Origin of the sequence: Pedobacter caeni (assembly GCF_900129215.1) — a bacterium.
In the GTDB taxonomy this organism is placed as follows: domain Bacteria; phylum Bacteroidota; class Bacteroidia; order Sphingobacteriales; family Sphingobacteriaceae; genus Pedobacter; species Pedobacter caeni.
In genome coordinates, this window is record NZ_FQUQ01000004.1 from 976,446 (window position 1) to 990,122 (window position 13,677).

At 42.2% G+C, this 13,677-nt stretch carries 10 protein-coding genes; all 10 read right to left on the bottom strand.

The genetic code is table 11. From position 1 onward, the window contains the following. Positions 1 to 14: 14 nt before the first annotated feature. Positions 15 to 1,220, bottom strand: a complete 1,206-nt coding sequence (locus tag BUC20_RS23620) for a 4-hydroxy-3-methylbut-2-enyl diphosphate reductase (protein ID WP_073233701.1) — start codon at positions 1,218 to 1,220, stop codon at positions 15 to 17. After that, positions 1,207 to 3,153 carry a 1-deoxy-D-xylulose-5-phosphate synthase gene (gene dxs, locus BUC20_RS23625; RefSeq protein WP_073233703.1) on the bottom strand — a complete coding sequence of 649 codons (1,947 nt, stop codon included), beginning with the start codon at positions 3,151 to 3,153 and terminating at the stop codon, positions 1,207 to 1,209. Before dxs ends, BUC20_RS23620 begins: the two co-directional genes overlap by 14 nt. Positions 3,154 to 3,210: 57 nt before the next feature. Further along, on the bottom strand, positions 3,211 to 5,154 hold the full coding sequence (gene ispG, locus BUC20_RS23630; protein ID WP_073233705.1) for a (E)-4-hydroxy-3-methylbut-2-enyl-diphosphate synthase: 1,944 nt from the start codon (positions 5,152 to 5,154) through the stop codon (positions 3,211 to 3,213). 27 nt (positions 5,155 to 5,181) lie between these two features. Next, on the bottom strand, positions 5,182 to 6,153 hold the full coding sequence (locus BUC20_RS23635; protein WP_073233707.1) for a polyprenyl synthetase family protein: 972 nt from the start codon (positions 6,151 to 6,153) through the stop codon (positions 5,182 to 5,184). A 399-nt stretch (positions 6,154 to 6,552) separates the two neighbouring features. Next, on the bottom strand, positions 6,553 to 7,563 hold the full coding sequence (locus BUC20_RS23640) for an NAD(P)/FAD-dependent oxidoreductase (RefSeq protein ID WP_073233709.1): 1,011 nt from the start codon (positions 7,561 to 7,563) through the stop codon (positions 6,553 to 6,555). Positions 7,564 to 7,744: 181 nt separating this feature from the next. After that, complete coding sequence (locus tag BUC20_RS23645; RefSeq protein WP_200800993.1) at positions 7,745 to 8,377, bottom strand: peroxiredoxin-like family protein; 633 nt, start codon at positions 8,375 to 8,377, stop codon at positions 7,745 to 7,747. Positions 8,378 to 8,380: 3 nt separating this feature from the next. Further along, positions 8,381 to 9,652, bottom strand: a complete 1,272-nt coding sequence (locus BUC20_RS23650) for a spondin domain-containing protein (RefSeq protein ID WP_073233711.1) — start codon at positions 9,650 to 9,652, stop codon at positions 8,381 to 8,383. Positions 9,653 to 9,735: 83 nt separating this feature from the next. Further along, positions 9,736 to 10,584: a helix-turn-helix domain-containing protein gene (locus tag BUC20_RS23655; protein WP_073233713.1), complete on the bottom strand. Its 849-nt coding sequence runs from the start codon at positions 10,582 to 10,584 to the stop codon at positions 9,736 to 9,738. Positions 10,585 to 10,725: 141 nt separating this feature from the next. Next, positions 10,726 to 11,799: a hypothetical protein gene (locus BUC20_RS23660; protein WP_073233715.1), complete on the bottom strand. Its 1,074-nt coding sequence runs from the start codon at positions 11,797 to 11,799 to the stop codon at positions 10,726 to 10,728. A 22-nt stretch (positions 11,800 to 11,821) separates the two neighbouring features. Beyond that, entirely contained in the window at positions 11,822 to 13,621 is a 1,800-nt protein-coding gene (locus BUC20_RS23665; RefSeq protein ID WP_073233717.1) for a serine hydrolase, read from the bottom strand. Between the last annotated feature and the right edge of the window lie 56 nt (positions 13,622 to 13,677).

The window sequence follows — 13,677 nt, forward strand, 5'->3', positions numbered from 1 at the left end:
ATAGGGATGATGATTTAGTAGAGATCAATAGACAGATCGTAATAGGAGAGCAGTTTCCTGATGACATTTTCAATGAGGATATCGGGACAGGATGCACCACTTGTCAGATGAACCACAACAGGTTCTTTCGCTGGCAGATAAGAGAAGCTGGTTTTCAGTTCTCTGGAATGAATATCCCAATGACTGATCTCCTGATCAGACACCATACTATCACAGGAAGAAATAAAATAAGTAGGGAGCTTTTCTTCACATAACTCCACCAGATGAGAGGAGTTGGAACTGTTATAACCACCCACCACAATTGCCAGATCTGCATCCATTAACAACATGTTGATGACTGCACTCTGGTTGTCATTAGTGGCATAACAAAGCGTATCCTTCATATTCGCAAAATGCTGCGAAGTATTGGATTCCGTTAAGCCATGTTTTTCCTTCACGGTTTGCAATAGAAAATCAGCGATATCCTGTGTATCACTCGCGAGTAAGGTTGTCTGATTGACCACTCCTATCCGGTTCAGGTCCTGGGTAGCATCAAAACCTTCAGAATACCGGTTCCTGAATACTTCAGGAAAGTCAGTTGCCGGCCTTCTGTTCATCATAAAATCGGCGAGCAATAAAGCTTCTGCCATATCCTTAATGATCAGAGAGGGCGCAACACTTTTACTATGTGAGAAAGTAGCCCTGGTTTCCTCATGATCAGGCTGACCATGGACAATTACCGTATAATCACTATCCGCTATCTGAGAAACCCTGGTCCATACTTTTTCTACAAAAGGACATTTACTTTTATAATAAATCTGCTTTATCCCTTTGTTCTTTAAAATACGCTCCATCTCAAGCGTAGTTCCAAATGCAGGAATAATAATCACATCGTCTGCATTTATTTCCTCCCATGGAATGAGCTGTTTACCGGCGGTGTCCATGATAAACCGGACTCCATTCTCCTGTAAGGCGAGGTTAACATGCGAATTGTGAATGATCTCGCTCAGTAAAAAGATTCTTTTGCCAGGATTTTCATTGATGGCGGCATAAGCAATTTCTATCGCATTCTCCACCCCATAGCAAAAACCGAAATGACGGGCAAGGTGAATCCTGACTTTTCCAAAATCAAGTATAGAAGGCATAAGATCCCTTTTCATCCGGTCATTCTCCTGCCGGCCTTTTTTTATGGAGGTGATGAATTCACTTTTATAGATCTCGGGAATATCAAAAGCTTTCATGTCGCAGGAGTTTTATGGTCAATACCTTTTCTCCAAGACACGCTCTCGCCGCCGCAACTATTCCCTCCTTGTCGTATTCACATTCCTTATACAACTCCTCTACTTTTCCATGCTCAACGATGCGGTCGGGAACACCCAGAATATGAACTTCTGCATGATATTTATGCTCAGCCATAAATTCCACAACTGCCGTTCCCAATCCCCCGATCCGGCAGCCATCTTCCACTGTAATCAGCTGATTATAATTCTGAAAAATATGATGTAAAAGTTTTTCGTCCAGGGGCTTTACAAACCTCATATCGAAGAGCCCGGCACTAATCCCTTCTTTTTCCAGTTCGTCGCAAGCTTCACTTGCAAAATTTCCGGGATGTCCAAATGATAAAATAGCAATATCACTTCCTTCCCTGATCACCCTCCCGGTTCCGATTTCAATTTCCTCAAAAGGTCTTCTCCAATCTGACATCACTCCCTGCCCCCTCGGGTAGCGAATGATAAATGGGCGGTCCATTTCTTCCAGCTGAGCGGTATACATCAGGTTTCTCAACTCGCCCTCATTCATTGGGGAGCTGATGATCAGATCCGGCAAACAGCGGGAATAAGCGATGTCATAAATTCCGTGATGTGTGGCTCCATCTTCGCCCACCAATCCGCCACGGTCCAGACAAAAGATAACCGGCAACCGCTGCAAGACCACATCATGGATCATCTGGTCATACCCCCGCTGCATGAAGGAGGAATAAATGTTGCAAAACGCTTTCAGGCCCTGTGCAGCAAAACCTGCAGATAGTGTTACCGCATGTTGTTCGCAAATTCCGACATCAAATGTCCGGTCGGGCATTTTTTCCATCATAAATTTGAGGGAAGAACCCGATAACATGGCAGGAGTTATTCCTACTATTTTTTCATTCAGTTCTGCCAGCTCAATGATGGTATGACCAAAGACATCCTGGTACTTAGGTGGCTGAGGTTCTGCGCTTACCTTTTTATGTATTTCTCCGGTCACTTTATCAAAAAGACCGGGGAAATGCCATAAGGTTTTTTCTTCTTCGGCAGGCAAAAAACCTTTCCCTTTAGTGGTCACGACATGAAGAAGTTTAGGCCCTGGAATGGCTTTCAGGTCTTCCAGGATATCCGCCAGTTTCAACACGTCATGCCCGTCAACAGGCCCAAAGTACCGCATATTCAAGGCTTCAAAGAAATTAGCATGTTCCGCCATTGCACTTTTCAATCCGGCCTTCGCATGGTTCAGAATGTCTTTGGAAAGCTCTCCCACTACAGGGATTTTATCCAGAGTCCTTCCCAGTTTCCGCCGGATTTTGTTGTATGTTTTTGAAAGCGTCAGATGGGTCAGGTATTCTTTTAACGCACCAACATTCTGATCTATGGACATACAGTTGTCGTTCAGGATCACAATCAGGTTCGTATCGGAAATTCCCGCATGATTGAGTGCTTCGAAGGCCAGGCCTGCAGTCATTGCCCCATCTCCAATTACAGCGATGTGTTGTTTATCATGTTGTCCTTTGCGTTTTGCGGCAAGCGCCATTCCCAGTGCAGCCGAAATAGAGGTAGAAGAATGACCCGTTCCGAAAGTATCATAGTCACTTTCATTTCTTCTTGGGAAACCACTGAGTCCTTTATATTTCCGGTTGGTGTGGAAATGAGCTTTCCTGCCAGTCAGGATTTTATGGCCATAAGCCTGATGCCCCACATCCCAGACCAGCTGATCGTAGGGAGTATTCATTACATAATGTAAAGCAGCAGTCAGTTCAACGACCCCAAGACTGGCCCCAAAATGCCCTCCGTTCTGACTCACAGTATCGATGATAAATGACCTCAGTTCGGCACACAACTGAGGAAGTTCTGATTGGTCTAATTTTCGCAAATCTGCAGGAAAATTGATCTGATCCAGTAGTGGAAGTTCAATATTTTTCATGGTTTAAAGAGGTTAATCAGGGATGAAACTTTCTAGTATAGGAAAAGAAATATCTGGCTATGGGGGTTCTTCCCACATTTCATACTCCTTAATGAGGTCTATCAGCATATCTACAGCCACTTCACTAGCCACATTTCTCCTGATCATGTCCTTCCCCCGATAGAGAGAGATCCTCCCCGGTCCGCTTCCTACATATCCGAAGTCTGCATCCGCCATTTCTCCCGGACCATTTACAATACAGCCCATAATCGCTATTTTCAATCCTTTAAGGTGATTGGTGGCCAGACGGACCTTCTCTGTTGTGGTTTGCAGGTCGAATAAGGTACGGCCACAGGATGGACAGGAAATATATTCGGTACCCGAAATTCTTGCACGGGTAACCTGAAGAATGCCGAAAGCGATATTGTTTAAAACCAGGGGCAGGTGATCAAATTCATTACTTACAGGCGGAACTAACCAGATGCCATCTTTCCAGCCATTTAAAATCAGTTCGCCTGCATAGGCAGCATAGTTAACGATTAAATCGTCCATACTGCGATCATCAGGATAAGCTCTTAAAATACAGGGAACCTGCAGCTTACTGATTTCTAAAAGATGAAGTTGTTTTATGCAATCCTTTGCCGGGCTTAGCCCAGCGGTATCGATCACTAAAACTACCTTAGATAGATCCTGGCCTTCAAATTCAGCGATAAAAGAGCCTATTTCCAAATAATTAAGCAGAATCATATTCGCCTTGCCGGAAGTATACCGGCTGGATTTATACTCATCTAATTCAAAAAGAGGGAAATAGGTCTCTTTATCAGGGAGCGTTCTCCACACCTGAAATGGCAAAATCATGCCCATCATTCCTGGGGGAGAAAAAGACAAAGGGCGGTCAAGAAAAATATAATCCGCAGCGGCATGGCCGATATTCCATTTATCGGTAAGCTCATTATAGCCATATCCGATCGCTGCAAAATCAGCACTGCTGATCTCTTCTATTCCTGAAAAATCAGCCACTACAATTGGTGGACGATCTGCCCCGATATTTAAAATTTTAGCAGTGGAAACCCGGTCCTGACGAAAACTATGGTTCAATTTTTCTTCAGGAGATCGGGTGGCTGAACCTGATCGGGGGCTATACCTTTGCACAATGCTGCGGCAAACGGGCAGCTCAAATTCCGGAGCTTCCGTAAGTGATACCCTGATGGTATCGCCGATCCCGCTTTCCAGTAAAGTCCCTATTCCAATTGCAGATTTAATCCTGCCTTGTTCGGTATCTCCTGCCTCAGTAACTCCCAGATGTAAGGGATAACAATGTTTCAGTTCCTGTTGCATGTTCTCAACGAGCAAATGATAGGCACCGATCATCACCAATGGATTACTGGATTTCATGCTCAATACGATGTTGTAAAAATTGAGGTCTTCAGCAATGCGGAGAAATTCCATGGCACTCTCCACCATTCCGATTGGAGAATCCCCATATCTGCTCATGATCCGGTCGCTTAGGGAGCCATGGTTTGTACCGATACGGAGTGCGGTGCCATATTCCTTGCAAATCTTAATCAATGGAACAAACCTGCTTCGGATTCTGTCCAGCTCATACTGATAAGCATCATCGTTGTAATCAATGGATTCAAACTTCTTTTTATCGGCATAATTACCAGGATTGATCCTTACTTTTTCTACAATTCTCGCTGCCGCTTCCGCTGCGTTAGGGGTAAAATGAATGTCTGCAACAAGCGGGACAAAACATCCGTTTTTACGTAAACTCTGCTGAATATTTAACAAGTTTTCTGCGTCACGCAGACCAGGTGCTGTGATCCGGACCAGATCGGCCCCTGCATCGACACACTTCATCACCTGATCAACAGTAGCAATCGTATCCATGGTATCGGTGGTGGTCATGGTTTGAAGCCTGATAGGAAAAGAGCTTCCTAAAAGCAAATTTCCGGCTTTCACGTCAACGGTGGTTAGTCTGTTAGATGGCCTGGCATCTAAACTCAAAACTTCAGATTGCATATCGATTTCAGATAAAAAGGTGAGTTTTTAAGATTGACGGACCAACAGGGAATTAGCTAATTCTGCTAATTTTTCTTTCTTGTATACCGGTATATCGATCAGGTCAAGGCTTTTAAAAGCAATTTCGGTATAGTGTAAAATGGCAGTACTGGCCCATTCATCTACTTTCAGATTTTTATACAGTCCAATAACTGTATGAATCCTTTCTTCTCCGATGAGCAGCATTGCTGCTTTCAGTTCCATCTTCTGTAATGGATCTGCCAATTCAAAAGCCTTTAACAGGAGTGCTGTTTTTTTATTCTCCAGAATATCGCTACCTACCTGTTTCCCTGTGATGGAAACATCTCCGAAAGCATCCAGAAAATCATCCTGGATCTGAAAAGCAATTCCTATGTTTTCACCAAAATCATAAATGTTATTTTGCTGTTGAGGGTTTGCTAAGCCAATAATGGCCCCGATCTGAGCTGCAGTACCTAGTAAAACAGATGTTTTGAAGGTGATCATCCTGAGGTAGTCCGTATATTTCAGCGTTTCAATTTCCCGCTTTTCAAAATCAATATCCATTTGTTGTCCTTCACAGATCCGGCAGGCCATTTCTGAAAATAAATGAGTAATCTGCTCACGGTAAGAGATGTTGATTTTATTCAGCTGCATGTAAGCATGGATCAACAGGATATCGCCGGCTAAAATGGCTGTATTTTCCCCATACTTCAGGTGTAGAGTGGGACGGCCCCTGCGTAAAACGGAATGATCCATAATGTCGTCATGAACTAGCGAAAAGTTATGAAACAACTCGACCGCATTGGCAACATGATAAGCGTCGGCATGGACTTCCTTAAAAAGTTCATTACTCATAAGACATAAAACCGGCCTTATTTTCTTGCCTGGACTACGCAGGAAATAGGTAATTGATCCGTATAAATTTTCCGGTTGGACAGGAAAAATGATTGAATCTGTTTGAGTCTGGTAGGACTCAAATATTTCTGAGAAAGAGCGCATATGTTTATGATTAAGTAAACAAAAGGGATTGGATTACAATAAAGACAACTACATAGATAAAATTTTAAACAAACAAATAAGACTGCCACACAAATGTAAAGGGCTGCAGCTCAAAATACATTCATTCATTTTATTCCTTATTGCTCTATTTTGGCATAAACCGACTTAATCCATTAAAAAGACGCATTACCTCATTTACAAACAGTCATCACCAATCAGTGACATTTTTTTTCAAAAACCTCATTCATTCTATTCACAATTAATGAACAACCCGAAACGAAGTCTTAAACCAGGTTTAAAGCAGTATTTCACACAAACAGCGTAAAAAGAATAAAATCGACAAAATGAATAAATTGTACACAGAAAAATGAATAAACAAAAAGGAAATCAAATTTTCAACTAAAACTCAGTAACCCCATTTACAGTCGTGTACTTCATCGTATATTTCACACCGGGGTTAATGTACTGGTAAGCGCTATGGCTCATCAGTGCTGCTTCATGAAACCCGCAAAGAATAAGCTTAAGTTTATTCTTATAGGTATTAATGTCACCAATCGCATAAATACCTGGAATGTTTGTAGAATAATCCTCTGTATTGACCTCAATTGCGCTCTTGTTGATGTTCAGGTTCCAGGCTTCGATAGGTCCTAGTTTTGGACTTAAACCATACAGAGGAATCAAATGGTTTGTGGCCACACTGATTACCTCATTACTCTCATTGTGGATGAGTTCGACATTTTCAAGCCGGTCATACCCTGAAATAGAATGCAGGTTACTGTTCAGTGCAAGGTTTATTTTTCCGCTCCCTGCAAGTTCCATAACCTTATTAACGGAGTCCGGAGCCCCGCGGAAATTCTCACTTCTATGAACCAGCGTTAATTCTTCTACAATATCAGATAAAAAAATAGTCCAGTCTAAAGCAGAATCCCCGCCTCCGGCAATGACCATTTTTTGTCCGTTATATTGTTCAGGATTGAGGATCATATAGTTTACTCCCCCTCCGTTTTCAAATCGTTCAATCCCCGACAACACGGGTTTACGCGGTTCAAAACAACCTAAGCCTCCGGCAATTACGATCACCTTAGCCGAGATCACTGTCCCCATGTTCGTTGTCAGGATAAAATCAGCTTCTCCCCGTTTTTCGAGCATTTCAACCCGTTCCCCCATGGTAAAACCCGGATGAAAAGGCTTTGCCTGCTCCAGAAGATTCTCCACCAGGTCCTGGGCAAGAATACTTGGATACCCCGGAATGTCATAGATGGGCTTCTTAGGATACAATTCGGACAGTTGTCCTCCAACCTTAGGCAGGTAATCAATTAAATGGCAACGCATTTTGAGCAAACCTGCTTCAAAAATGGCAAACAGCCCAACGGGGCCTGCCCCGATAATGGCTAAATCAGTTGAAATCATAGCGCGTTAATTTTTATTTTATTAAAATTAACACATAGACTATCAGAATTACCAATTCATTTCATTCATCCCGTTTTGCAGGAAAATTCAAGCTGAACAGCAACGATCAGGCAAAATATTAAAAAAAAAACAGCCTGAAATATCAGCAAAAAAACAGCTGTAAGAGGTTCTATGCAAAAGCTCAATTGCTTTTTGCATAGAATTCTGCTACCACTTTCACCAGATCTGCAGGTATCCTTTTACTATAATCAGGGTTTATATATTCAAATAAGATCTCTCCCGACCTGCTCACAATAAATAAGGAGGGTACAGGTAAAAAGTCTTTATTGAGCCCACCGGACGATTTACTGATCAAAGACTTGTACTTCTCCGGTGATTGATAAGCAATGCCCACCGCCCTGGAGAGCAAACCTTGGCTATCAGAATAAAGCCCATATCCGAGTTTGTCTTTTATTGTTGCCGCTTTTAACTCCGCAGCAGCATCCGGGCTAATGGCCAGCACCTGATATCCCATTGATTTCAAGTGCGCTTCAATCGTTGCCAGTTCAGAAAGGTGTTTGTTACAATACGGGCACCAACCTCCCCTGTAAAAGATCAGAATCGTTGGCTTGTCTTTAAATAATTCCTTTGTATTCACAGTTCTTCCCTCCTTATCGGTCAGGTTTGTTTCCGGTATTTTTTGTCCCGTCAATAGCGGTTTAATGCCTGTTGCCTGTTCCGGAAGCTGTGCAAATGCTCCACCGGCCAGCATGACCAGCACGGTGGTTAACATCGTGAACACCAACAACAGCAATGTTTTTTGAATGGTTTTCATCTCTTACTTAGTAATGCTGACTTTAATGATATCTTTTGCCTGGAGTACCGGATATTTATTTCCAACTTCTTTGATTGCCTGTGCTTCAGGAGCCTTCTGATTCGGATTAAACTGAGGCTGGTTATTTCCTGCACCAGGATACTCATCAATTTCGGTTCCGTTATCCATCAGCTTAATCAAGCTGCTCAGATCGCCATTCAGGGCATTATAACTGATTCCTTTATCCTCAAAGGAATAGAACCAGTCATTGGAACTCCCAAACATAGATACAAAGGTCAGTTTATCACCAGGACCGATTTCGATCTTAGCTGAAGCACTTCCTCCCGGAACAATCGCTTTGGTTTGCGGTGCTTCGATCACATAGACTTGTTTAACCCCTTTCATTCCTTTCAACGCGGCAGCTAATGCAGTTGCATCTCCCTCCTGCGCAACCGAAGAAAGACCATTTCCCCTATCGTTTTCTCCGCCTGTAAATATCGGATTGGTATCCCCATTATACACCACTACCAATGCAGGGGATAAACCAGTGGTAATCCCTGTATTCGCTTTGGTATAATCCGCAAGGGGTTGATTATTTCCCATCTCTGCCAAAGGCTGAAGGCCATTTGCCGTTTTTTGTCCGACGGTAAACAAAGGATTTTCGTTCAATAGTTTTCCACCGAGGAAACCTGAGACCGTCCATACACCAGGGCTAAAAGGAGTCGCATTTGTGGTTCCACCTGAGATGTTCTCCAGCGTAATGGTAAATATAGAATTGCCATTGTACTTTAAGGTAGTGCGCATCAGCTGATCAGCCGAAAGGTAGCTGAACCCTTCCGCGTCTTTACCTTTAACTTCTGTAATCACTCCATTTTGAACTGCTCCGTTATGAGGATTTGTCATACCTGGTTGCTGATTGACCATACTCCCATTATCCCAGAGCTTTATTTGTGAAGAAACATCTCCCTCCACAGGTTTACCCGCTCCATCGTATAAAGCGATGCCCGGATTTGCCGGTGCAAAAAATAAATCATTGGACCAGCCATACATGGTTGCAAAGGAAATCGCCTGCCCTTTTCCTGCAGAAAAGCTGAAGCTGATTTTGCTGCCCGGCAGGATTACTGGTGGCGTCCCTTCCCCTTTAAAAGTTCCTGATTGAACAAAGGGTTTGGCTACAGAAATGTTTTCAATTTTAAAAGTAAGTTTAGCGGGATCAGGATCCGGCATGTTGTTTTTGTCTTTCTTGCAGGCAGCGAATGCTGTCAATGCGATAAAAGCACCGAGTAATTTTTTCATAAGCTTGATTTTTATTCCTTAAGGTGTAGGAACAAAGCTCATGAACGCCGCCCGTTTTATGCTTACCCTTATTTCCCCGGGTATTACCAATTTTCCCCGGGTTTTCTCAAACGTGCCTGGGTTCTGAAATCAAGTGGAGAAATCCCCAGGCATTTCTTGAAAAATCTGCTGAAATGAGCAGGCTCTTCAAAGCCCAGTTCATGCGTAATTTCTTTGGCCGATTTATCCGTATAATACAACAGGCTTCGTGCTTCCTGGATCAACCGGTCGTGAATGACTTTTAATGGAGTAGTTTTATGGTAGCGATTGAACAAATGAGCGATCGTTTTCGGCGATTTATGCAAGCTTACTGCATAAAATGAGACCTGATGTTGTGTCCTGAAATTCGTCTCTACCAGCATCCGGTAAGCACGGATCTCATTATAGGGGTCGTCTTCAATCCCATTTTCAAAATACTGTTGCCTGCCTAAACGGGTACAGGTAATAATGAAACGCTTGAGCAACATCCTCAGCATTTCCCCCTGTATATGGTCACGGTTGTCGAACTCATCCAGCATCACCTGGTACATGCCCGTAAATTTAGTAGTATCTTCTGCCTGCAGTTTCAGAATTAATGGATAACTGGTGCCATAAAAAAGAAAACCACTACAGGCAACTTCCGCATCGTGTAGTTCCAGACAATAAAACTCCCTGTTAAAGACCAGTGAAGACCAGGTAGAATCGCCGGCAATGCTGACCCGGCATTCCGGCCCGATACAAACGATTTGTTCTTTTTCCAGTATCACCGGAATTCCATCGATGATGATCTCCATTGACATCCCATGATGCCATAAAATTTTATAATGTGCTTTGATACATTCAAAGTCAGCTTTCTCCTGTTCAGATAACAAAAGAAAACTCGCCTGAATATTTGATTGTACAAATTGCTTCATTTTTCAATATGCAGATTAACTTTTTAAATCTACAATAATCGAAAGAAACCAATTATTATTGTAAAGTCATTATTTGCAAACAGAAACATTGTTTCAGTAACAAGACGCTACTTCCAGGTTGTTTCTTCAACAGATCTGGAATCAGGAAAGCCATTCAGGTAAATCATACCACTTTATACTGCCAGAGGTATGTTTAATCAGGAGTTGATGGTTTTTACTGAGTTTAACATCCAGAATTTCACCTTCATAATCAAATACCTCATCAGGATTATTCGTCAGTTTACCCGATTTATTATAAGCGTTAATCTGACATCCCTCAGGCAATAGCTCCCCTATACATTGCATCGTTTCCCTTTCCAACAGCAACAGGCGGTGGTATCGGGTAAAAACGAGCAGATAATGATCATTAAGGTAAAATACCTGATAATTCAGGCTATCCTCATCTTCTTCCGAAGGATACTCTTCTTGCCTTCCATCAAAAATAGCCTCCTGTTCAACTGATGCGACTTTTTCTATGACAGGAAAAGAAAAAATTTCAACACCTTCATCATAATGAGGAGCGGTAACAAACTCCTTCCCACCAGGTGCAAATGAACCCATTATTCTGTCGTTACATTGCGCAAGTTCACCCAGTTCTATTTTTCCATCTTTAATCTTTAGCAAAAGAATTTTCCCCTCATCCTGACCTGCAGCAGCATCAAGGATTACCGCATCATGATTTGGCGTGGGGCAAAAATTATAGATGTACTCATCTTCTGCTTTCAGGTGTTCGGAGGCAAGAACAGTAAAGCTACTGCGATCAAGAACATGTACCTGATCCCCCTTTTCAAAATCCGGAGCAATCAGCCAAATCAAATGATTATCATTTGAAAAATAGGAATCAGCTTCCTGATAAGGCGACAAACCGGTCAGTTTAAGTTCATAAAGCAAGTTCCCATCCAGGTCGATAATTCTAAACTCCTGATCATAAATTAGTCCAAGAAGCAGACCATCCGGACTTATGGTCAGTTTGTATCGCTCGGAAGTTGGAATATAATTCCCAAGATCTTTACGCCAGACTTCCTTTAGATCAGGATCAAGACGGGCGAATACGGGACTTGATTTAAATTGAAGTAAATAACCACTGTCTCCAATTTCATGAACATCAAGGGGGTTCAAGTCAGGGGTAATTTCTCTGGTTAGCCTCAGCCTGATTTGTTCAAAGGAATGTTTCATGTTTTAAAGTTGCGCTGGTTTGTTATTTTTTGCGGGTTGCTTTAAAATTACCATTAGGTTGTATAAATGTCAAAGATTCTGCTTTATTTCCGGTCATGTCAAACTTCACACTAAAGCCTTTTAAATTTTTGAGTTCAAAAGAATTCTCTTCTAAAAAAGTCGTTTCAAATTCCGGCTGTCCGGCGATGGATACAAAAAGGATTTTATCCTTAAGATACACTTTGACTGCAGTCTTAGCCAGATCATAGTCGCCTGTATAACGTGCTAACATTTCCTTCGTTAAAACCACTTTTTTTGGAAGAAAGGCAAAAGCAACATTCTTTCCATCCAAAGGCACACTCATGCTTTCCATCTTCCCATCTATTCCTGAGTTGAAACTGATTCTGAAAGTGTTTATTGCCGTATCAATTACTCCTTTTTTGTCAATGTCCCTTAGCTCAAAAACATCATAATGGTAATGCTTCAGGAAAATCCTGTTTTTTCCCAATACCGCAAACAGGGAATCGCCTTTTTGAGAGACATCAATTGTGCCTGCGATAGGGTTATGATAAAAGCCAACATAGTCTTTCGCCGGGTGTGAAGGTTTTGTATTTAAAACCTGTACCAGATCTTTTGATTGTTCCATTTTTTTATTTTTCAGGGCTTCTTCTTTCTTTTCATTTTGCCGGCCATTCCAATCTATATTGGCCAGCTTAAAGATCCTGTCGGCAATGCTGTTTCGCACCAAGCCGGGAACAGCAGAACCGTTCTGATTGGTTAAAACGACTATTCCAATCTTATCAACAGGAAAGAAAGCCGCATTTGCAGAAAAACCATCAATGTTTCCACCATGTTCTACCAGATAATGCCCACGATAAGAACTGATCATCCAGCCAAAGCCATAACTGGCCGAATAAATATCTTTAAACTCTCCTGGTAATGCGCCTTCCATCACCATTTGTGCCGATACAGCCTGTCCGACATAAGATGGAGGAAGGATTTCTTTTTTATGGTAGTAGCCACCAGTCATCCAAACCTGCAACCAATTGGCCATTTCGTTGACACTGCTATTGATAGATCCTGCTGGTCCCATACCGGAAATATCATAATAATCCACCTTTTTAATGATGCTGTCCTTTTCCAGGGTGTAAGGCAAAGAGGCATCTGCATCCTTCTGCATCTCATAGATACTGGTATTTGAGCGGGTCATCTCCAACGGAGTGAAAAACTTTTCCTTTATGTTCTGTTCCCAGGTTTTTCCTGTTAATTTTTCAGCAATCATCCCCTGAGCAAGAAACATGTAATTGTTGTATTGCCATTTCTCTCTTAAGCCTGCATTAGGCTCCATATACTTCACACGCTGGATGATGCTATCCCTGTTTGGGGTATTAAAGAGATACCAGGAATAATCATAACGGGACAATCCGGTACGGTGGCACATCATGTCGCGAATGGTGATCTGGTTATTCATGTTGTCATTGAAAAACTTCAACTGTGGCAGGTAAGTAGTGGCTTTGCCATCTAATGATAATTTCCCTTCTTTTTCCAGTTGGCCAAGCAATGCTGAAGTAAAAGCTTTCGAGCTGGAACCAATGGCAAAAAGCGTATTGGGGGTAACCGGTTTTTTATGTTCTACATCACGGTAACCAAATCCTTTACTATAAATCACCTTGTCTCCTTCTACTACAGCAACGGCGAAACCAGCTACCTTCTGATCTTTTAACACTTTATTCAATAACACATCCAGGTCTGCCAGCCGGCTATCTGGAACTGTTTTATTTTGCTGCGCAACTGCCGATAACACAAAAAAGGAAAGGAAAAGACAGGTAACTATTTTTTTCATATGGCTTAAGATTTGATGATCTGACTTCTAATTTAAAGGATATGTTACAAAAATAT